Source organism: Streptomyces sp. YIM 130001 (assembly GCF_003574445.1).
Lineage (GTDB): Bacteria > Actinomycetota > Actinomycetes > Streptomycetales > Streptomycetaceae > Streptomyces.
Genome location: NZ_KZ984564.1, coordinates 129567 through 150336 on the forward strand (window position 1 = coordinate 129567; position 20770 = coordinate 150336).

Genomic DNA, 20770 nt, shown 5'->3' on the forward strand with positions numbered 1-20770 from the left:
CATCGCCCGCCGTTGCCGTTCCGGTTCCGCTCCCGGCCCGGCTGGGCGCTCGGGTCGGGAGGGGGCAATTCGGCTGTCACGGGCGGGAGTTGCTCCGGTCGGACCTGGTCGCACGCGGGCCCCTGCCGGGGAAGGCCGGGCGAGGGCGATCCCGGTGAAGGGGCAGGGCGTCCCTGTTCGGGGGATTCCGGTCAGGGTGTCCGGGTCAGGAGCGGAGGGCTCGGGCCGCGTGCCGCCGCGGGAGGGCTGCGGTGCCGCGAGGTGCTCGTCGACTGGGAGGCTCGCCACGCATCGCGACCACCTCCGTCCCTCGCATCGCCGTCTCGGTCGCTCGCGCCGCCCGGTTGCCGGGCGCGCGCCGTCTGTGAGGGTACCGCGCTCCGGTGAACGCGCCCACCGGACACCCGAAGGCCCGCCCCAGCCGTGTGGCGTGGGGCGGGCCGGCGCCGGACTACTTGGTGCGGGACTCCGCAAGGGTGTGGGCGACGACTGCGTTGGCGTGTCCGTGGCCGAGTCCGTGCTCCGCCCTGAGCCAGGCGACGAGCCCCATGTGCTTGGTCAGCGGGGAGGTGCGGATCTGCTCCTGCCAGTCGGCGACCGGGCGGCCGTACTTCTTCTCGATGGCCGGGAAGTAGCTCGCGGGTCCCCTGGGTGTGGCGGTGGCTTCGGTCATGGCGGCGGTGGGCTCCCCTCGGCCGTGTCCGGCCGCGTCGTGGTCCGTTGTACTCAAGACCTTTGATCGGGCCCGTAGTTGTGGGTGCTGTCGGTGCTGTCGGTGCTGTCGGTGCTGTCGGTGCTGTCGGTGCTGTCGGTGCTGTCGGTGCTGTCGGTGCGGTGGTGTGATCCACGTCACTGCGTGTGGGGGTGGGCGCATCCTGTCCACAGGCTGTGGACAGGATGCGCCCACCCGGATACGACACCTCGCCGTACGGCCTCAGCCCGGCCCGGGCACGCGCCGGGTCCGTACGCTCCAGCGGCCGGACTCGAGGGTGAGGTCGACCGGGTGGTCGAAGCACTTGCTGACGGAGTCGGCGGTCAGGGTCTCGTGGATCGGGCCCGCCGACAGGCAGCGGCCGTCCTTGAGCAGCATGACGTGCGTCGTTCCCGGTGGCAGCTCCTCCAGATGGTGGGTGACCAGTACCGACGCCAGGCCGGGAGTGGTCGACTGCAGGAGGTCGATACGGTCGACGAGCTGTTCACGCCCTGCCAGGTCGAGGCCGGTCGCGGGCTCGTCGAGCAGGAGCAGCCGGGGCTCCGGCATCAGTGCCCGGGCGATCAGCACCCGTCCCCGCTCCCCCTGCGACAGGGTCGGCCAGCGCGCCGTACTCCGTTCACGAAGACCCAGGAGCCCGGCCAAGTACTCGGCGCGCGACCGCTGTTCGTCCGTCGGGGTCCAACGGGGCACCCTTTCCAGGGTGTTGGTGGCCCCGGTGAGGATCACGTCCGGGACCCGGAGCGGGGTGCGCAGGTCGTGCCGCGGGTCGACATGGCCGACGTACGCACGCAGTTGACGCAGGTCGACCCGTCCGAGCGGGTGGCCGAGCACCTCCACGGTGCCGGACGTGGGGTGGGTGCGCGCGCCGAGCAGGCTCAACAGCGTGCTTTTTCCTGCCCCGTTGGCGCCGAGCAGGGCCCAGTGCTCGCCGGCCCGTACGGTCAGCGACACCTCGGTCAGGATCGGGCGTCCGTCCCGGACCAGGCCGGCGCCGCGCACGTCGAGGAGCGGCTGCTCGGTGGTCGCCCTCGGGTCGCCCATCAGGTGTTCCTCGCCCGGTGCACGGCGGCGATCACGGCCCGTACGGAAGCGGTGAGGACCGAGGTGTCCAGGCCCGCGCCCCAAGCGGTCGCGTCGCCCACGCGGCAGCGGACGTAGGCGGCGGCGGGGCTGTCCGGGCCACTGCCGGTGGCGTGCTCGGCGTAGTCGAGGATGTCGGCCTCGACGCCGGCGCCGCGCAGGGCGTCGATGAGTGCGGACAGCGGGCCGTTCCCCTTGCCGCGCAGCACCTGCCGCTCGCCGTCCCTTTCCAGGGAGTACGTCAACTCGTGGGTTCCCGGAGCGATTTCGCGCGTACTCCAGGAGGCGGGCGCGAGCGGACCGTGCTCACCCGGGGCGATGAACGTGCTGCGGAAGAGGTCCATCAGTTCGTCGACGCCGAGTTCGCGGCCGGTGTCGTCCGTGACGCGCTGCACCGTCCGGGAGAAGTCGGCGCGCATGGCCTGCGGCAGGTCGAGACCGTGCCGGGTGTGCAGGAGGTGCGCCATTCCGCCCTTGCCCGACTGCGAGTTGACCCGGATGACCTCCTCGTACGTCCGCCCGATGTCGCCCGGGTCGACCGGCAGGTACGGGACCGACCACGGGGCCTCGGCCGCGGGGACGCCGCTCTCGGCGGCCTGTTCGGCGTGCCGGGCCAGGCCCTTGGCGATGGCGTCCTGGTGGGTGCCGGAGAAGGCGGTGTGCACGAGGGTGCCGCCGTAGGGGTGGCGGGGGTGCACCGGCAGGCGGTTGCAGTGCTCGACGGTGTCGCGGACCGTGTCGATGTCGGAGAAGTCGATCATCGGGTTCACGCCCTGGGCGTACAGGTTCATGGCCAGGGTGACCAGGTCGACGTTGCCGGTCCGCTCGCCGTTGCCGAACAGGCAGCCCTCCACGCGCTGCGCGCCCGCGAGGACGGCGAGTTCGGCGCAGGCGACGCCGGTGCCGCGGTCGTTGTGCGGGTGCACGGAGAGGATCACCGAATCGCGGCGGGCCAGATGGCGGTGCATGTACTCGATCTGGTCGGCGTAGACGTTCGGCGAGGCGATCTCCACCGTCGCGGGCAGGTTGTGGACCACCGGGCGGTCCGGGCTCGCCTCCCACAGCTCGGTGAGGCTGTCGCAGACCTCGAGGATGAAGTCGGGCTCGGTGAGGTTGAAGACCTCGGGTGAGAACTCGAACCTCATGTCGTCGCCCGGCCGCTCCTCCGCCCGGCGCAGCAGATGCGTCGCGGCGTCCAGGATCATCGTGTGCACCTCGGCGCGGGACCGGCCGAGGACCACGTCGCGCCAGGTGGGCGCGGTCGCGGTGTAGAGATGGACCAGCGTGCGCGGCAGTCCGCGCAGCGATTCGACGGTGCGGTCGATCAGGTCGCGGCGGGCCGGGGTGAACACCGAGATCGTGACGTCGTCCGGCACCGCGCCGCTCTGGGCGAGATGAGTGACGAAGTCGAAGTCGGTGCTGCTCGCGGACGGGTAGCCGACCTCGATCTCCTTGAAGCCCATGGCTACCAGGAGGTCGAACATGCGGCGCTTGCGCGGGGTGTCCATCGGCTCGGCCAGCGCCTGGTTGCCGTCCCGCAGGTCGACGGGGACCCACAGGGGCGCCTGCTCCAGGCGGCGGGACGGCCAGGCGCGGTCGGTCGACGGCAGGTCGACCCGTTCGTGCGCGGGCCGGTAGCGGTGGTGCGGCATGGCGCTCGGGCGCTGCGGATTCCAGGCCGCGGCCTGTGGGGGTACCGGGGCGGAGGGGGTGCGCAGGGTGGGGAAGGCGGTGGGCGCCGTGGTGGTCGGGGAAGCGCTCGCGGTGTGCTCGGCGCCTTCGGGGCCGGGCGCGGCGGATGCGGTGGTCGCCATGGGCTGAGGTCCTTCGGTTCGGTCGTCGGGCGACCGGCGCAGCAAGACACCCGCTGCGGGGGGGCCGGTCGGATCAGGCCCCGCAGCGGCGACCGAGGAGAAGGAGCTCGTGGTGCGGCATGCTGGGTACCGTAGACACACCTCAGCTCCTCAGACAAGCTGAGGTGTACGAAATCAGCTGAGGCACACCGAAATTCGGGAAAGGACCACTCGATGGCGACAGGGACACCGCCCGCACCGATCGGCGCGCTACGGCCGTCACCGCTGGTCGAGCAGGCCACCGAGCGGCTGCGCGAGGCGATCGCGACGGGCGAATGGCCGGTGGGCAGCAAGCTCCCGGGCGAGACCACCCTGGCCAAGTCGCTCGGCGTCGGCCGCTCCACCGTCCGCGAGGCGCTGCGCTCGCTCGCCGGTGCCGGCCTGGTGCAGGCCCGCCAGGGCGCGGGCGTCTTCGTCACGGCGACCCGGCCGCGCGAGGACTGGTCCACCCAATTGCGCCGGGCGGCGGTGGCCGACGTCTACGAGGTGCGGATGCTCATCGAGGTCGGGGCGGCCGAGGTGGCCGCGGCGCGCCGCACCGAGGACGACGTGAACGCGATGCGTGCGGCCCTCGAGGGGCGCAGGGCCGCAGGGGAGGGGACGAACGCGGAGTTCGTCGAGGCCGACATCGCGCTGCACGCGTCGGTGGTCGCGGCCGCCCACAACCCCGTACTCACCGGCTTGTTCGAGGAGTTCGTGCCCGTACTGCAGCACGGGCTGACCGAACTGCTCGATCTGCTCGAGCTGCGCGCGGCCGACCCCGCGCACGGGGACGCGACCCATGCCGCCCTGGTCGCGGCCGTCGTACGGGGGGACGCGGATGCGGCGGGAAGGACGTTGCGGGAGGAGCTGAAGGGGACGCTGGACCGGCTGCAGGCGTTGTGACGGCGTTCACCGCGGCCGATTGCGCCGGCAGGGGCCGACGTCGGTACGAGGACCGGCCGTAGTCCGAGGTGAGCGCGCCGAGCGCCGGCGCTACGCTGGATCGCAGCGCGGCCGCGGGCCCGGGCGTCCCCCACGGGTACGAGCCGGAAGCCACGGACCGTCGCGCGGCGGTGGGGCCCGCCGTACCCGAACCGCGGAACTCTCCGCCAACGGTCCCTGCTTGTGGCGAAACCCGCCCAGCCCGTCCCGCGAGGCCGGCGCCTGGGCGACGCACGAGTAGGAGACGCATGCCCGAGCCAGTGCCAGAAGACGCCTTCGACGCCGGCGGTGATCCCGATGCCGGCCGTGATCCCGATGCCGGCGGTGACCCCGGTGCCGGCCGTGACCCCGGCGCCGGCGGTGACCCCAATGCCGGCGGTGACCCCCGTACCGCCCGTGACCCCGACACCGCCCGTGGCGACCACCACCTCCCGTCGAAGCCGCCCTCCCAGCACCCCGTAGTCGCCGTCGTGGCGCTCGGCGGCGCGCTGGGAGCCGCGGCCCGCTACGGCGCCCAGCTCCTGTGGCCGACCCCGGCGGGCGGATTCCCCTGGACCACCTTCTGCGTGAACGCCGTCGGCTGCGCCGCGATGGGCGTCCTCATGGTGCTGCTCACCGAGGCGTGGACGGCACACCGCCTGGTCCGGCCGTTCCTCGGGACCGGAGTGCTCGGCGGGTTCACGACGTTCTCCACCTACGCCGTGGACGTCGAGCGCCTGGTGGACGCGCGAGCGGCGGCCCGCGGCCTCCTCTACCTCCTGGCCACACCGGCGATCGCCCTCGTCGCCGTCGCCCTCGCCACGTGGCTGACCCGTCGAGCCCTCGGAAGGGAGCGCGCAGCGTGAACTGGCTCCTGGTGATCATCGGCGGCGCGGTCGGCGCCCCGCTGCGCTACCTCACCGACCGGGCCGTGCAGCGACGGCACGACACCGCCTTCCCGTGGGGCACCTTCGTGGTGAACCTGGCCGGCTGCCTCGTGCTCGGCCTCCTCACCGGCGCCGCCCTGGCCGGCGCCACTTCCTCCCGGTGGCAACTCCTGCTCGGCACCGGCCTGTGCGGCGCCCTCACCACGTACTCGACGTTCTCGTACGAGACGCTCCGCCTCCTCGAGACGAACGCTCGCCGCTACGCCGTGGCCAATGTGGCCGCGAGTGTCCTGGCCGGCACGGCCGCCGCCTTCGCGGGAGTGGCGGCGGCCCGCGCGATGTGGATGTAGGGGCGGCGGCCCCTACGGCCGGTCAGCCGCCGAGCTTGATCACCTTGCGGCCCGGGCCCCAGCGCTCGACGGCCTGGCGGTCGGCGAAGGCCATGGCCCGCAGCATGTTGCCGCCGTCGCTCGCCTCGACGCTGCTGCGCAGACGCCGGCGCATCGAGTCGGGCAGGCGTGTGGTGCCCGACTCCACCGTGTCCCCGTAGAACGGCGCGAACGTCACGCCGGCGAAGCCCGCCTTCCGCAGCAGCAGCGGCAGGGTCTGAGAGGAGTAGAACATCAGGTGGTTCCGGGTGAAGCCGTTCCAGTCCGAGCCGTACGCCTTCAGGTGCAGGGAGGCGGCGTTGACCGTCAGGATGTTCAGCACTCCGCCGGGCGCGAGCAGTTCACGGAACTTCTTGAAGTCGTCGACCGGGCGCGGCAGATGGGCGAGCACCGACCAGAGCGTGATCACGTCGAACCCGCCCTCTGCCACCTCCGGAACGTCCTCGGGCGCACCGTGGTACGCGGTCGCCGACGTCAGGCGCTCGTTGGCCAGCTGGACCGAGTCGGGGGACAGGTCGACCCCGCAGGCGTCGAAGCCGCGCTGCTCGGCCAGATCGAGGAACAGGCCGGAGCCGCAGCCGAAGTCGAGCAGTCTGCGCTTGTCGCCGTCGGTGAGGATCGGGTCGAAGGCGTCCATGGAGAGCCGGTAGCGGCGCTGCCGCCGCCGCGAGTAGCCGCCCGACAGGAACGAGCTGTAGTTCTTCGCGTAGAGGTCGCCGAGCCGTTCCGGCCGGATGTTGGGGTTGCGGTAGAGGAAACCGCAGGTCGGGCAGCGCACCACGCGGTACGACCACTTGGTGCGGCCGTTGGCGTTGACGGCCTTGGGGTTGAACAGCGGCTGCTGGCGGGTCTCCCCGCACAGATGACAGGTGATGAACTCCTCGATGGTGCCGGCGGGCACGTGCTTGCGGTACTCCTCGAGGGAGACCACCGGTGCCCTGCGGACCCGCAGCTGCCACTGCAGCTCGCGGGCCTGCCGCTCGCCCGGCCGGACGTACACCCGCTGTGCCCACGGGACGCTGTCGTAGCGCGATCCGTAGAGGGCCCGGGCAACAGCTCGTTTTGCAGTCGTCATTTACGAACCTCTGCGTGGCTCCGCGGCCCGCGTACCGCTGTGTGCCGGGCAGATGGCAGCCCGGCACACAGTGGTACGGAGTCCGCGGAGACGTACCTAGTGGGACGAAAGTGCGGATCTGACGCGCGTGTTCGCCCACCGTTCCATTTCGGCCACAGCGACACAAGGGATCGGATGGGACCGAGTGGGGCGGTCTCGGAGCGTCTTGTGTGCGTCTTTCGACGGACAAGGCGTCCAGTCATGTACTCCCGCACCAGCCGTACCAGCCGCATCGTCCATGCGGTACTGCCCATTCCGCCCCCTCTGCTCCATGCGTCTCATCCATCTCACCCACCTCATCCATCCCATCCATCCCACCCACCTCATCCGTCACTGCCCGGCGCCGGCCCGGCTCTCCGCTCCGCGGCACTCACTCCTTGGCGGTGGCCGCCGTGACCGCCCGGACCCGCAGCGCCGCCCGGCCCGGCAGAGCGGTCGCGGTGAGTGCGAGGAGTGCGGCCGCGCCCACCACCGCGGCGTACACCAGCGGGACGACGGACGGCGTCGCCCGGCCCGTCATGCCGATGCCGAACGAGGTCAGGACGGCCAGGGCGATGGCGGTACCGAGCGTGGTGGCGAGCAGGAGCACCGCCAGGGCCTCGGTCCGCAGCATGCGCAGCACCTGGCGGCGGGTGGCGCCGGCGAGGCGCAGCAGCGCGAACTCCCGGACGCGCTCCGAGACCGACATGGCGAGCGTGTTGACCACCGCGATGGCCGTGAAGGCCAGTACGAGGCCCATGGCGAGGAAGTTCACCTCGGCGTCGGCCTGCCGGCGCTCCGCCCGGAGTGCGTCCGCGGACGCCGGTGAGATCACCTCGAGTTCCGGGAACTCACGCAGAGTGTTCGACAGTTGACTGTGTGTGCGGTCCGTACTGACGAGGACGGTGGAGGCGAGGGGGTTGTCGATGTGCCGGGCGAGCAGGTCGTGCGCGAGGGTGAGGTCTCCGGAGCCGAGCCCTTCGGCGTAGACGGCGGCGACGGTGAGGGTGGCGGGCGTGCCGTCCCCGAGGGTGAGCCTCAGTCGGCTGCCGGGTTTCAAGTCCTGTTGCTCGGCGGCCAGTTCGCTGACGGCGACGGTGCGTTCGGTGAGTCGGCCGAGTGAGCCGGCGGTGATGTCCGGGCGCCAGGTGCGGGTGAGCCCGGCCGGTGTGACGCCCTGGGCCGCGTACTTGTCGAGGCCTACCCGGACGTCCGTACGGACCACTTCGGTGACGGCCGTATCGCCGGTACGCAGGTGTCGGGCCGCCTGGGACGGGACTCCGGCTCCCCGGGAGGCGACCACCCAGTCGGCGGTCACGTCCTCGCGGACCTGGGCGCGGGCCGCGTCGGCGAGCGTGGGCTGGACGAACAGCACGGTGGACGCCATACCGACGAGCAGCGTGAGAGGGGTGACGACGGAGGCCATCCGGGCGGCGTTGCCGCGGAGATTGGCGGCGGCGAGCCTCCCGCCGGGTCCGGCCAGCCTCAGCGGGCCGGTGAGCAGCAGCGCTGCCGCCTTGACCAGTACGGGACCGAGCAGGGAGACGGAGGTGGCCAGGACGACGACGGCGAGGAACGTCACCGGAGTGGACGCCGCCTCGGTGCGCAGGAAGCCGAGCAGGACGACGAGGGCGACACCGCCCACCAGCAGCACAAGCCCGGCGACGAGCCGGCCGCGCGCAGGCCGTGCCCGCTCGTCCGCGGCCTCGGACAGCGCCTCGGCGGGCCGGATCCGGGTGATCCGGCGTGAGGCGATCCGCGCGGCACCCCAGGCGCCGAACAGGGTCGCGGCGACGGCGGCGAGCGGCGGCAGAAACCCGGTGGTGTGCTGCAGCGTGTCCGGCACCGCGCCGAGCTCGACGAACCGGCGGTGCAGCCAACCGCCCAGCGGCAGCCCCGCCAGCGCCCCGGCCGCCCCCGCCACCGCGGAGACGACCAGCGCCTCCCGGCCGAGGAGCTTGCGGACCTGCCGCGGGGTGGCCGCGATCGCGCGGAGCAGGGCGAGTTCGCGGTGCCGCTGCTGGATGGAGAGCGCAAAGGTCCCGACCACGACGAGCACCGCCACGAGCAGCGAGGTCCCACCCATCGCGCCGCCCATACTGACCAGCTTCACGCGCGCCCCGGCGGCATCGAGGAACTCCACAGGCCCGCGTGCGTCTCCGGTGCTGACCTGCGCACCGGTGCCCTGCAGTGCCTCGGTCACGGCGCGCTCCAGCCGGTCCGGACCGACGCCCGCCGCCGGAATCACGCCGTACGCGGTGACCTGCCCGGCGCGGTCCGCGAGCCTGCGCGCCTCGCCGCCCGAGAAGAAGAGAGACGTCTGGTGGCGCACCTCGGTGGCGGGCGCGGCGATACCGGAGACCCGGTACGTGCGCGGGGCTGCTGTCGACTGGACGGTGAGGCGGTCACCCGGCTCGAGCCGGGCACGTCCCGCGAGATGGCGGTCGATGACCACTTCACCGCCGGCCGCGGGGGCGGATCCCGCGGTGATCCGGTACGGCGTCAGAGCCGCCGACTCCCACGCATGCCCGTGGGCGGCCCGGCCTCCGGTGCCGCCCGGTACCAACGGCTCGGCCAGGAAGGTCAGTTCGGGTACGACCCGGGAGACACCGGGCGTTCGGGACAGGGTGCGTCCGATGCCGGCCGGCAGCCAGGCGCGCTCGGCGACCGGTTTGGCCTTGTGCTTGACCTTGGTCCTGCCCTTCTTCTGCTTGACCGTCGTTTGGTGGACGTTCTGGTCGGCGGAGACCACGACCGGCGCCGCCGCGTAACGCTCGGTGCGGACGGTGCCGCGCAGTCCCGTATCGAGCAGCGTGCCGCAGGCGGTGATCAACGCGGCCGCACACATCAGGGCGACGAAGGAGCCGAGGAACCCGGCCTTGCGCGCACGGACGGTCTTCAGGGCGTAGCGCAGCATCATGACGGGTCGGCCTCTCTTGTGCTGTCGTCGCCCGTCGGTGCGGGGGCGTCGTCGGACTGTCCGGCCGGTTCGGGCCCGGGGAAGGCGAGGAAGCGGGTGAGGAGCGTGCGCGCGCCGTCGGGGGTCTCGGACTCGGGCCGCTTGTAGCGGTCGAGGAGAGCGATGTACTCCTCGAAGAACTCCCGGAGTTCGGGCAGCGTGAGCCGGACACTGCCCCGCGAGTACGGGAACGCGTCGGCCCACGGCCCGTCCCCGGCGTCCCGCTGCAGCTGCTCGAAGAGCTCCAGGTCACGGGCGTACGCATGGTGGTTCAGCTCGTCCATGACATGCCGCATCTCGGGGCTCTGCCGACTGCGCGGCGGGAAACGGCGGTCGCCCGGTACGACGCGCCACCAGCGCTCCCGCCGCCCACCAGCCCCCTGGGTCTCCTCCACGAACCCGTATCTGGCCAGCTCACGCAGGTGATAACTGGTCGCGCCGGTGTTCAGCCCGAGCACCCGGGCGAGTACGGCCGAGGTGGCCGGCCCGTGCAGGGACAGGTACTCGAACACCCGCTGTCGACGCGGATGCGCAAGTGCCTTGAGCGCGGCCAGATCGCCCAGTTCGACGGGCGCCGCAGAACCGGTCGGTACTTCGGAGGATGCGTCAGTGCCTGATTCCTGAGCCATGACCACACAGTCGCCTGTGCACAGATACCTGTGCACTGCGGCAACCCGGCGTCTTCAGCGGGGGCTATCCCCCCTACTGGCCCACGGCTGCCGCGATTCACCTCATGCCGTTCCAGCGCTCCCACGACTCGGTCCGGACCACCGCCGCGGAGCGAGCCCGAGCGCAGGGATGCCCGCTGGGGGGGGGCTCGGGTTGTGTGCCGGCTGCGGGCAGCCGATGCGGCGGTACGGACGGAACGCGGCGATGCACTGCAACGCGTGCCGGACCGAGCTCAACAGCCGGTAGCCGAGAACTGCCACCAGAACTGCGACCACGCACGCCGAAGGGCCCCGCCGCGAACGACGGGGCCCTTCAACGTTAGTGCCCGGTGAGGCACTGGCGGAGGATACGAGATTCGAACTCGTGAGGGGTTGCCCCCAACACGCTTTCCAAGTCTGATCGTTGGGGCTGACTGATGATCCAATGCCGTTCATCTGCGTTCATGCCCGAACGCACGTTGTTCGCCTCCCTGGTGTCGGCCTCTCGTGAACGAGTGCGGACCATGGCGAATGAGACGGAAACTGAGACGGAGTCCTTGCGTCACTCAGGGATGATGCCCGGGAATCCGATTCCAGCTTCGGGGTCTTGTATGTTGAGGTCTGCTCGCATGCTGGCTCTCAGGCGCTGCAGCCGTGCTTCAAAGGAGGCAACGAGCGTGCGGTACTCGGGGTGGTCTTGAAGCAGGCCGTCAGCTATCGGATCCTTCATGTTCCTCAGAGCCTTGTACGTTGCCTCCGACTCCCGGACCACATCTTTCGATGCCGTGATCAGCATCTCCATTCGGCGTTCGTACGCCTGGCTGTCCACCAGTGCTTGCCGTGCGTGCGCTCGCCGATCTTCGGCTGCGAGTCCGGGGTTGTACGCGGTCTCCCGTAATCCATTCCGCCAGGCCGCGAGTGCGATCAGGTAGCTCGTGTAGGAAGACTTCTTGGAAACCTCGTGGCGTTCCCGCGACTCTCTGCGCCACCGCAGCCGGTCGGCAACCAAGGTTGTCGTGGCACCGAGAGCCACGCCTGTAAGTGCAATTAGAGCAGGGAGCCAAGCCAATCCAGCCTCCGGATCTCGTATGAGCTCGTGTAGTGCCTGCAACGGTAAGCGGAGGTCGGTGGAGCGGGTTTGGGCTGGAGCTGCTTTGGGGTGAGTGATCATGGCCCCTTAAGCTGGCTGCGCGTCGGGCAGTCTTGTGGACCTGCCCGTTGTAGCTCGACGTCGGGGCCATGATCTTCGAGGCTCACCCCAAAGTGGCTGCCTAAAGCCGTGGAGCCGACCGCCCCAGCCACGCGGGTATTTGCTCTTCCCTCTCCCCGAGCACGCTGGCGCGTCGACGGGCGCGGCCTGCCGGTGGCGAAGACATGGAGGCGGGCCGCGCCGCAAGGCGGCGCGCCCCCGCGCCGTGCGCGGGGGCCTTGATGAAGTAGAGAAACCTGTAACGGGCTACCGGGTGCGGCTCAGCGCCGTGAGGTGTTCTAGGTAGCCCTGTCCGGTGGCCTCGCCGCTGAAGTCACGGTTCACGATCGCTGCGAGTTCGCGGCTGACCAACAGGAGCGACGGCAACGATTGCCGATCGCCTTTGAGGGCCCATTCGCCGAAGTTCACGGCTTGCTCAAGGTCTCCGCGCCGTGCGGCAACAACTCCAAGCGTCACGCGGGCTTCTGCTGCGCGCATCGGTGCCTTCTCGACACCGTCGAAGTCTGTGCCGACTCGGATCACTTCATTGGCGAGTGTCTCGGCCATGGCGTCTTCGCCAAGCAGTCGGTAGCAATCCATGGCGTAGAAGTCGAACTTTGCCGGGTCCACCACGAAGTGATGATCCAGATTCTCCGGATACGGCATGCCCTCCAAGAGCTTGCGGCCCCGGTCTAGCGCGACTTCGGTCTTCCGGCGGTCTCCGAGACGTGCCCACCCTTTGGCCTCGTGTGCAGCGAGTTGCACCGCGACACCATGGTTGGGGGCAACCTCCGTGCCGCTCTGTGAGGCCGCAAGAATCCCGTGGTAATCACCGGTGGTGAGCGAGAACCAGGCGCGCATCTCGTGGGCCCATCCTGCTACTTCGCTGTTCCCGGCTTCGTCGGCGAGAGACAGAACTGCCCGGCGGGTGCTCTCTGCGGCGGCTCGGTCTCCGGAGTCGTACTCGACGCATCCGACGAGCAGAGCGAGCCATGCGGAGATCGTCAGTACTTCGCGGTGCTGAGTGAGAGTGAGGCGCTGGGATTGAAGGCCTGCTACGCGCTTGAGCCATTCCCGGCCCTCGACAGCGAGTTGCCTGCTCGGCAGATATGGGTACTCCGAGCACAGGCGATCGGCGGTGATGCGGAGCGCGTCCAAGGTGGCGTTATCGACGTCGGACGCCTGTACGCGGCTCAGGATGTCCAGTGTCTCCATACCGCTGGCAGCAATGACCTCGGCGTTCCCGTCCCGGCGGCCCTCCACGGGGAAGAGAGCGTGAGTGACTGTGCCGAAGGTGGACGCAATGATCGGCTGGTAGAACTCGCTCGGCTTGACCTCGCCGGACTCCCAGCGCTTCCACTGCCGGACCATGCTCGACCCATCGGGCAGGCGTTTTGGGGAATGCGCCCGCAGCGCGGCCACGGCTTCGGTTTGTGACCACTTCCGGGCTTCACGCTCGGCAGCAATCCGCCGTGCCCATGCCGGCCGTTCGTCGCTCATGTGCTTGCCCTCCCGTCGGGGATGCCTGCTCCCGAGTCTGGCACCTCAGATGCCGGTGACACGGGGGGTGACAGGGGGCTGACACCAAGGCTGTCCCCTGGTGACACCACCTCTGTCACTGGTCGAGCGATCACGCTGCGTTCATCGTGGATCACACGTTAGAGGCTGCTCGTGTGATCGGCTCGCTTCTCCAACTCGGCCACACGGGCGGCAAGTTGTCGAATCTCGGAGTGGATAGCTGTGATCTCGTCCCGACTGGCCCTGTTGGTCGATCCACCTTCATCGTCACCGACCGTCGACGTCTGCACGAAGTATCCGCGTGTAGGCACGGACTCGATCAGGCCTTCCTCAATGAGGATCTGGAGCGCACTCCCCGCCGTCACGGGTGTGACCCCGAATCGATCCGCCAGGTCCCGCACGGACGCGAGCTTTCGCCCCTTGGGAAGCTCGGCGATCTCCGGGCGCAAAGCGTCCGCGATTTGGACCTTCTTGGGGCGGGGGTCGTCATCGGCAATGGTCATGGATCGAGCGTAGCGACTAGAGCAGATTAGTACAGCCCATGTTGCGTGACCTCTTGCGTCATAGTCTGTATAAGTACATGCTATGTCATGCGGCCGGATGGCCGTGAGCCCGGAGGACGGCGCCCTACCGCCAAGCAAGTCGCCGCCCTCCTTCGTCCCACGAAGGGAAGTTCCATCATGCCTGCGACCCGCAGTGATCGTCTGTCGGCTCCGCTGTCGCGTACCGAGGATGCGGTGGCCGTGTCCTCGCCGTGCATGGCGTGCGGGGCCGTGGTGTCCGGTTGGGCTTGGATCAACACGGCTGGTGTCGGGGTGCTGATGCACCGCACGTTCTGGGGTTCTGAGGCGTGCCCGTCGGCGGCCTCGTTCGACTGGGCGACCGGTGTTGAGTTGTCCGCTCCGGTTGAGGCGGTGGCGGCATGACGATCACCGGCCTGGACTCGGTCCGCTCGGGTAATGAGCGTCTGCGTGGCGCGATGATCGCCGCGAACGTCACGCTTGATGCTCTGGCTGAGCGGGTCGGTATCGATCCGAAGAGCGTGGAGCGGTGGATCTCCAAGAACCGCACTCCGCACGCCCGGCATGCTGAGGCTGCCGCGAAGCTGCTGGGGGCGGATGCCTTTCACCTGTGGCCTGCGATGGGGGAGCGTCGGCGTTCGGTGCCGGTTCCTCAGGATGAGGTCGTTGCCGCCTATGCCACGCGGGCCGCGGTCCCCATGGACGTATGGCGCCAGGTTCTCGCCGGTGGCACGGTGTCGCTCGACCTGGTGCTCGTGAACCTGGTCTTCGTCGCCCATGTGGTCGGGGACTTACCCGAGTTGATCGCCGACAAGGCGGCTGCTGGCGTCCGGGTCCGCATCGTGATCCCCGAGCAGGCAACCGGTCGGGCCGGACAGGTCGCTGACACGCTCGGGGCCCTGGCGGAGCTGCCGGGCGTGGAGATCGCTACGCACGCGGGCTTGATGTCGGATGTGCTGCGGGCCGATGACGACCTGTTGGTCTCCACTCCGGTCGACGGCCTGATTCCCTCACTCGCCCCGGTGCTACACCTGCGCCGGTTGGGTCCGGCCCCGCTGACCGGGGGCTACCTGACCAGCCTCGATCACCTCGTCATGAGCGCCGAACCCTACGGTTCCGCTCCGGTGGCGCGCCTTCGGGCGGTGGGCGCATGACCGGCTTCCCCGTTTCCCCGGACGCGGTCACCGCTCAGGCATCAGCCATGGGCACCGACCCGATCACCTTCGCCGACCTTCTACGGGTCGCCAATGACCCTGACTTCGACCGCTGGCGCGAACAGATCGGCCGTACCGGCGGCTGCTCCGACCCCATCCACCTGACAGGCCAGACCGTCACCCGTGACGCGAAGACGCGTGAGGTCCTGTACGCCTACAGCACCGAGCAAGAGCCCGGCGGACGGCTTCGCGTCGCATGCGGCAACCGTCGGGCATCGCGCTGCCCCTCCTGCGCCTGGACCTACGCGGGGGACACGTACCACCTGATCCGGGCCGGGATCTCGGGTGATGAACGCAAGGACGTGCCCGATACGGTGCGTGATCACCCACGGGTGTTCGCCACGCTGACGGCTCCGTCGTTCGGCCCGGTCCACAACCGCCCGGATCGAGGCGTGTGCCGCTGCGGGACCTCGCACGTGGAGGACGATCCCGCCCTCGGCACTGCGCTCAACCTGGGCACGTACGACTACGCCGCAGCCGTGTTGTGGAACAACCACGCTGGGCAGCTTTGGCAGCGCTTCACGATCTATCTGCGCCGCGAGATCGCCGCCCGCGCCGGTCTGTCCCAGGGCGCCCTCTCCGAGCACTGCCGCGTGTCCTTCGGGAAGGTCGCGGAGTTCCAGAAGCGCGGTGCCGTCCACTTCCATGCCGTCGTGCGCATCGATGGCCCCGACGGCCCTGCTTCGATGCCCCCGGCCTGGGCCACCACCCAGCTTCTGGATGAGGTGATCCGCGCCGCTGCCGCTCGATCGACGGTGACGGTCCCGTCTGCCGGCCGTTTCCCGGAACGCATCCTGGGGTGGGGAACTCAGGTCGACGTCCAGCCCATCGGTGCTTTCGGACACGAGGAACTGACGGAGCAGGCGGTGGCCTCATACGTCGCGAAGTATGCGACCAAGGCGGCGGAGACAACCGGCACCGTGGACCGCCGTATCGGTGAGCTGGCCGAACTCGACAAGCTCTCCGGCCTCCCCGCCCACACTCGCCGCCTGATCGAGGCCTGCTGGGCACTCGATGCCGTCTATCCGGATCGGCTGCTCGCGCGCTGGTCACACATGCTCGGCTTCCGAGGCCACTTCTCTACGAAGTCCCGCCGCTACTCGACCACCCTCGGCGCTTTGCGTCAGGTCCGCGCCGACTACCGCGCCCGCCAGGAACGCCAAGAGCGCGGCTTCGCCGAAGACCTCGACGACACGGAGGCCTCCACGCTGGTCCTCGCCCACTGGACCTACGCCGGACACGGCCACACCCCCGGCGAATCCTGGCTCGCCCAGACCATCGCCCGAGACATCCACCTGAACAGAGAAGTTGCCCGCGAAGCACTCACCGATCAACTGGACATCAGCAGCGACAGCGAGGGGGACTGGCTGTGAACGAAGCACCTGAACTGACGGCGGTGGCCGTGGATCCCACGTTGATCCTGCTGACCGTCGAGGAAGCTGCCCGGCGCCTCGGGATCGGCCGTACAACCTGCTTCAGGCTCGTCAGCACGGGCGAACTGGAGTCGGTCACTGTGGGGCGCCTACGCCGTGTTCCCGCAGATGCCTTGTCCACCTACGTGGCGACGCTTCGCCGCGCAACTCTGGCTGCGTGAAGGTGACCATGGCTGATCAGAAGCGGACTCGGCAGCCCAACGGGGCGTCATCGATCTACTTCGGGAAGGACGGCAAGTGGCATGGACGCGTGACGGTCGGCGTCCGGGATGACGGCAAACCCGATCGGCGTCACGTCGAACGCAAGACCAAGGCTGAGGTCACCAAGGCCGTACGAGAACTTGAGAAGGCACGCGACTCCGGTCGGGTCCGGAAGACCGGCAAGGCGTGGTCGCTCGGGGCCTGGCTTGAGCACTGGGTCGAGAACATCGCCAAGAAGTACGTCAGTGAGAACAGCTACGACGGCTACGAAGTTGATGTTCGCGTGCATCTCGTGCCCGGACTCGGTGCACACAGACTCGATCGTTTGGAGCCTGAGCACTTGGAGACCTTCTACGCGAAGATGCAGGCATCCGGAAGCTCTGCCGGTACCACTCACCACGTTCACCGAACGGTCCGGGTGGCTCTGGGCGAAGCGGTGCGACGTGGCCACATCACGACCAACGTTGCCGAGATCGCCCGCGCTCCTCGGCTCGAAGAAGAGGACATCGAGCCGTACTCCATCGAGGAAGTGCAGAGCCTTCTTCTGGAGGCATCCAAGCTTCGGAACAGTGCTCGGTGGGTCGTCGCGCTCGCGCTGGGCCTACGGCAGGGCGAAGCTCTCGGGCTTAAGTGGGAAGACGTGTACCTGGACGCCGGATACGTCCGCACACGGAAGAACCGTCTGCGCCCGAAGTACGAGCACGGTTGTGCTGATCCGTGCGGGCGGAAGGCGGGTTACTGCCCGGAGCGCCGACAGGTTCGGCGTGAGTTCAAGAGCACCAAGTCCCGGGCAGGTCGCCGGACGATCGGTCTTCCGGAGCCGGTGGTCAAGCTCCTTCGCAAGCATCACGAGGAGCAGGCTCGGGAGCGTCAGGAAGCTGGGGAACTGTGGGAGGGCAAGGGGTACGTCTTCGCTTCCCCGACCGGCGAACCGCTCATCCCGAACACCGACTACCACCGGTGGAAGCAGCTTCTTGCCGATGCTGGTGTCCGTGATGGTCGACTCCACGACGCTCGGCACACGGCCGGCACTGTGCTCCTCCTGCTCGGTGTGCCGGATGTGGTGGTCGACGCGATCATGGGATGGGAGCCCGGGGGAGCGGCACGGATGCGCGCTCGGTACATGCACGTCACAGGTCCCATGCTGAAGAAGGTGGCCGATCAGGTGGGCGAAGCTCTCTGGGGACCGCCGGACCCGAACTGAGACGGAAACTGAGACGGACAACGACGAAGGCCCCCACCGCGGACGGTAGGGGCCTTCGACATCGTGCCCGGTGAGGCACTGGCGGAGGATACGAGATTCGAACTCGTGAGGGGTTGCCCCCAACACGCTTTCCAAGCGTGCGCCCTAGGCCACTAGGCGAATCCTCCGCGGCAAACAATACAAGACGCCGAGGACTGCTTGCGAACGCCTTCCGCCGAGATCGGATCCGGTCGGGCAGGGGGGTCCGAGCACCCCTGTGTATCGGGTAACCTGGGCACAGCCCCTCACGTGGCGCTATCTGACTGAACTCCCCCAGGGCCGGAAGGCAGCAAGGGTAAGTTGGCTCTGGCGGGTGCGTGGGGGGCGCTTGCGTTCCCCTGTCACTTCCCCCCTCCTCCTTCTACTCGCTCTCCCCTTCCTCCCTTCTGTCCGATCCGTCGGGCCTGGTTCCGCGTGTGTGGGATGGATCACTGCGGGGGGCGAGGGCGCCGGTGTTCGAGCGCGGGTTTCGTTGTCGGTGGGCACCGATAACCTCGTAGACGTGTCATCCCTTGCGCTGTACCGCCGTTATCGCCCGGAGTCGTTCGCCGAGGTCATCGGGCAGGAGCATGTGACCGACCCGCTGCAGCAGGCGCTGCGGAACAACCGGGTCAATCACGCCTACCTGTTCAGTGGCCCGCGCGGCTGCGGCAAGACGACGAGCGCGCGCATCCTGGCCCGCTGTCTGAACTGCGAGCAGGGCCCGACGCCCACGCCTTGCGGCGAGTGCCAGTCCTGCCAGGACCTGGCGCGCAGCGGGCCCGGGTCGATCGACGTCATCGAGATCGACGCCGCCTCGCACGGAGGCGTGGACGACGCCCGTGACCTGAGGGAGAAGGCGTTCTTCGGACCGGCCTCGAGCCGGTACAAGATCTACATCATCGACGAGGCCCACATGGTCACGCCGGCGGGGTTCAACGCCCTGCTGAAGGTCGTCGAAGAGCCGCCCGAGCACCTCAAGTTCATCTTCGCGACGACGGAGCCCGAGAAGGTCATCGGGACGATCCGTTCGCGGACGCACCACTACCCGTTCCGCCTCGTGCCGCCCGGCGTACTCCGGGACTATCTGGGCGAGGTGTGCGGCCGGGAGAAGGCACCCGTCGCGGACGGCGTGCTTCCGCTGGTGGTGCGGGCCGGCGCCGGTTCCGTACGTGACTCGATGTCGGTGATGGACCAGCTCCTCGCCGGCGCGGGCGACGAGGGCGTCACGTACGAGATGGCGACGGGGCTGCTCGGATACACGGACAGTTCGCTGCTCGACTCGGTCGTCGAGGCCTTCGCCTCGGGGGACGGGGCCGCGGCGTTCGAGATCGTCGACAGGGTCATCGAGGGGGGCAACGACCCGCGGAGGTTCGTCGCCGATCTGCTCGAGCGGCTGCGCGATCTGGTGATCCTCGCCGCGGTGCCGGACGCCGCCGACAAGGGCCTGATCGACGCCCCGGCCGATGTGGTCGAGCGCATGCAGGCACAGGCCGGAGTCTTCGGCGCCACCGAACTCAGCCGCGCCGCCGACCTGGTCAACGAGGGGCTGACCGAGATGCGCGGCGCCACGTCGCCGCGCCTCCAGCTCGAGTTGATCTGCGCCCGCGTCCTGCTGCCCGCGGCCTACGACGACGAGCGCGCCGTGATGGCCCGCCTGGACCGACTGGAGCGCGGAGCAGGGGGCGTGAGTGCCGGCATCACCGGGGCCCAGGTCGTCTCCGGCGGCCCGGCGATGGCGTACGCACCCGAGGGCGCCCATGCGCAGGTCCCGCCCGCGGGTCCGCCGCAGTCCGCGCCGTCCGGTCCGCCGGTGCCGCCCGGCGGTGGCCCGGCCGCCGCACGGGCCGCGGTCCGCGGCCAGGCTCCGGAGCAGGCGGCGCCACAGCCCGCTGCCGCGCCGCCCGCGAGCCCGGCACCCGAGGCCGCACCGGCACCCGCACCTGCTACGCCGGCACCCGCGCCGGACCCGGTGGCCGAGCAGCCGCAGCCGCCGGTGGAGTCCGCTCCTCAGCAGGGCGAAGGTGCGGCCGCCGCGCGTCCGGGCGCCTGGCCAGGCGCCCAGCAGGCTGCCCCCGCGGCCGAGCAGCAGGGGGCCCGTCGCCCCGGAGGCTGGCCGACGGCCGCACCCGCCGGTGGCGGCAGGCCCGCGCCCGCGCAGCCCCAGCAGCCGACCGCGCCCCAGCAGGCGGCGCCTCCCCCGGCCGCTCCGGCGGCCCCGGCAGCTCCTTCGGGCCCGCCCCAGGGCGGCGGCCTCGACGCCCGCACCCTGTGGCCGAACATCCTGGAGGCGGTCAAGAACCGCCGTCGCTTCACCTGGATCCTGCTCAGCCAGAACGCCCAGGTGACCGGCTTCGACGGCCAGAACCTGCAGATCGGCTTCATCAACGCGGGCGCGCGCGACAACTTCACCGCCAGCGGCAGCGAGGACGTACTGCGCCAGGCGCTCGCGGAGCAGTTCCACGTCAACTGGAAGATCGAGGCGATCGTCGACCCGTCCGGCGGCTCGGCACCGCCGCCCGCCGCCCCGGGCTCCGGCGGCGGAGCCCCGGCGGCCCCGCGCCCGTCGGCGCCGCCCGCCGCCCCGCAGCCCGAGCGCCCGGCCGGGCCCGCGCCCGCCGCCCAGCAGGCGCCGCCCGACCCCGCTCCGGCGCCCGCACCGCCGGAGCGTTCCCGGGTCTCGATCGAGGACGACGTCCCGGAGGACGACGACCCCGACCTCGACGAATCGGCCCTCTCCGGCCACGACCTGATCGTCCGGGAACTGGGCGCGACCGTCGTGGAGGAGTTCACGAACGAGTAGCGCCGGCGGCCTGTCCGGCGATCGAGGACCGGGCGTACCGGGCACCCGGAACCGCCACGCAGCCGCGGGACGCGGCACACTCGGCGAGCTGGAAGAGGCCTGCCCGAGCACGGCGAAACCGCGCCCGGCCCGCAAGGTAGGTT

The 20770-nt window shown here is 70.0% G+C and carries 18 protein-coding genes, 1 tRNA gene and 1 other RNA gene; 10 read left to right on the plus strand and 10 right to left on the minus strand.

Going from position 1 to position 20770, the window contains the following annotated elements; translation table 11 throughout:
• Positions 1 to 451: 451 nt before the first annotated feature.
• The 3 genes from DSC45_RS27300 to leuA all read right to left on the minus strand — a co-directional run bounded on the left by DSC45_RS27300 (position 452) and on the right by leuA (position 3447).
• Positions 452 to 673 carry a DUF4287 domain-containing protein gene (locus DSC45_RS27300; RefSeq protein ID WP_119294623.1) on the minus strand — a complete coding sequence of 74 codons (222 nt, stop codon included), beginning with the start codon at positions 671 to 673 and terminating at the stop codon, positions 452 to 454.
• A 261-nt stretch (positions 674 to 934) separates the two neighbouring features.
• Positions 935 to 1756, minus strand: coding sequence for an ABC transporter ATP-binding protein (locus DSC45_RS27305; RefSeq protein ID WP_119294624.1), 822 nt, complete (start codon positions 1754 to 1756; stop codon positions 935 to 937).
• Positions 1756 to 3447, minus strand: coding sequence for a 2-isopropylmalate synthase (gene leuA, locus DSC45_RS27310; RefSeq protein WP_240434881.1), 1692 nt, complete (start codon positions 3445 to 3447; stop codon positions 1756 to 1758). The genes DSC45_RS27305 and leuA overlap by 1 nt, the downstream gene beginning before the upstream one ends.
• Positions 3448 to 3822: 375 nt before the next feature.
• On the opposite strand from leuA, the gene DSC45_RS27315 reads away from it, so the two are divergent.
• The 3 genes from DSC45_RS27315 (at position 3823) to crcB (DSC45_RS27325) (ending at position 5788) form a co-directional block, all read left to right on the plus strand.
• Positions 3823 to 4533 carry a FadR/GntR family transcriptional regulator gene (locus tag DSC45_RS27315; protein ID WP_119294626.1) on the plus strand — a complete coding sequence of 237 codons (711 nt, stop codon included), beginning with the start codon at positions 3823 to 3825 and terminating at the stop codon, positions 4531 to 4533.
• Between the two features lie 509 nt (positions 4534 to 5042).
• Positions 5043 to 5417 carry a fluoride efflux transporter CrcB gene (gene crcB, locus DSC45_RS36615; protein WP_240434882.1) on the plus strand — a complete coding sequence of 125 codons (375 nt, stop codon included), beginning with the start codon at positions 5043 to 5045 and terminating at the stop codon, positions 5415 to 5417.
• Positions 5414 to 5788 (plus strand): fluoride efflux transporter CrcB, encoded by a 375-nt coding sequence (gene crcB, locus DSC45_RS27325; RefSeq protein WP_119294628.1) that lies wholly within the window; start codon positions 5414 to 5416, stop codon positions 5786 to 5788. The genes crcB (DSC45_RS36615) and crcB (DSC45_RS27325) overlap by 4 nt, the downstream gene beginning before the upstream one ends.
• 22 nt (positions 5789 to 5810) lie before the next feature.
• Here the strand turns inward: crcB (DSC45_RS27325) and DSC45_RS27330 are convergent, their stop codons facing one another.
• From DSC45_RS27330 to DSC45_RS27355, 6 genes are all read right to left on the minus strand, one after another.
• Positions 5811 to 6902, minus strand: coding sequence for a class I SAM-dependent methyltransferase (locus DSC45_RS27330; protein ID WP_119294629.1), 1092 nt, complete (start codon positions 6900 to 6902; stop codon positions 5811 to 5813).
• A 409-nt stretch (positions 6903 to 7311) separates the two neighbouring features.
• On the minus strand, positions 7312 to 9840 hold the full coding sequence (locus tag DSC45_RS27335; RefSeq protein WP_119294630.1) for an FtsX-like permease family protein: 2529 nt from the start codon (positions 9838 to 9840) through the stop codon (positions 7312 to 7314).
• The gene (locus DSC45_RS27340; RefSeq protein ID WP_119294631.1) at positions 9837 to 10508 is read right to left on the minus strand and encodes an ArsR/SmtB family transcription factor; all 672 of its coding nucleotides are present in this window, start codon (positions 10506 to 10508) and stop codon (positions 9837 to 9839) included. Before DSC45_RS27340 ends, DSC45_RS27335 begins: the two co-directional genes overlap by 4 nt.
• 580 nt (positions 10509 to 11088) lie before the next feature.
• Positions 11089 to 11559, minus strand: a complete 471-nt coding sequence (locus DSC45_RS35900; RefSeq protein ID WP_162929362.1) for a hypothetical protein — start codon at positions 11557 to 11559, stop codon at positions 11089 to 11091.
• Positions 11560 to 11982: 423 nt separating this feature from the next.
• Positions 11983 to 13215, minus strand: a complete 1233-nt coding sequence (locus DSC45_RS27350) for an NsdA family TPR-like regulatory protein (protein WP_119294633.1) — start codon at positions 13213 to 13215, stop codon at positions 11983 to 11985.
• A 158-nt stretch (positions 13216 to 13373) separates the two neighbouring features.
• On the minus strand, positions 13374 to 13736 hold the full coding sequence (locus DSC45_RS27355) for a GntR family transcriptional regulator (RefSeq protein ID WP_119294634.1): 363 nt from the start codon (positions 13734 to 13736) through the stop codon (positions 13374 to 13376).
• A gap of 177 nt (positions 13737 to 13913) precedes the next feature.
• On the opposite strand from DSC45_RS27355, the gene DSC45_RS27360 reads away from it, so the two are divergent.
• The 5 genes from DSC45_RS27360 to DSC45_RS27380 are packed head-to-tail and all read left to right on the plus strand — an operon-like array spanning position 13914 to position 17806.
• A complete protein-coding gene (locus DSC45_RS27360; RefSeq protein ID WP_162929363.1) occupies positions 13914 to 14159 on the plus strand; it encodes a hypothetical protein in 246 nt (81 codons plus the stop codon).
• Positions 14156 to 14908, plus strand: a complete 753-nt coding sequence (locus tag DSC45_RS27365) for a helix-turn-helix domain-containing protein (RefSeq protein WP_119294636.1) — start codon at positions 14156 to 14158, stop codon at positions 14906 to 14908. Before DSC45_RS27360 ends, DSC45_RS27365 begins: the two co-directional genes overlap by 4 nt.
• A complete protein-coding gene (gene repSA / locus DSC45_RS27370; protein ID WP_119294637.1) occupies positions 14905 to 16341 on the plus strand; it encodes a replication initiator protein RepSA in 1437 nt (478 codons plus the stop codon). Before DSC45_RS27365 ends, repSA begins: the two co-directional genes overlap by 4 nt.
• Complete coding sequence (locus tag DSC45_RS27375) at positions 16338 to 16562, plus strand: excisionase family DNA-binding protein (protein WP_233521417.1); 225 nt, start codon at positions 16338 to 16340, stop codon at positions 16560 to 16562. Before repSA ends, DSC45_RS27375 begins: the two co-directional genes overlap by 4 nt.
• A gap of 8 nt (positions 16563 to 16570) precedes the next feature.
• Positions 16571 to 17806 (plus strand): tyrosine-type recombinase/integrase, encoded by a 1236-nt coding sequence (locus DSC45_RS27380; protein WP_119294705.1) that lies wholly within the window; start codon positions 16571 to 16573, stop codon positions 17804 to 17806.
• 79 nt (positions 17807 to 17885) lie between these two features.
• Here the strand turns inward: DSC45_RS27380 and DSC45_RS27385 are convergent.
• Positions 17886 to 17973: transfer RNA gene (locus DSC45_RS27385), tRNA-Ser, on the minus strand.
• Positions 17974 to 18081: 108 nt separating this feature from the next.
• Between DSC45_RS27385 and ffs the strand changes: the two genes are divergently transcribed.
• Both ffs and DSC45_RS27395 read left to right on the plus strand, forming a co-directional pair.
• Positions 18082 to 18180: signal recognition particle sRNA small type (gene ffs, locus DSC45_RS27390), an RNA gene on the plus strand.
• Positions 18181 to 18347: 167 nt separating this feature from the next.
• Entirely contained in the window at positions 18348 to 20627 is a 2280-nt protein-coding gene (locus DSC45_RS27395) for a DNA polymerase III subunit gamma and tau (protein WP_119294639.1), read from the plus strand.
• Positions 20628 to 20770: the final 143 nt, after the last annotated feature.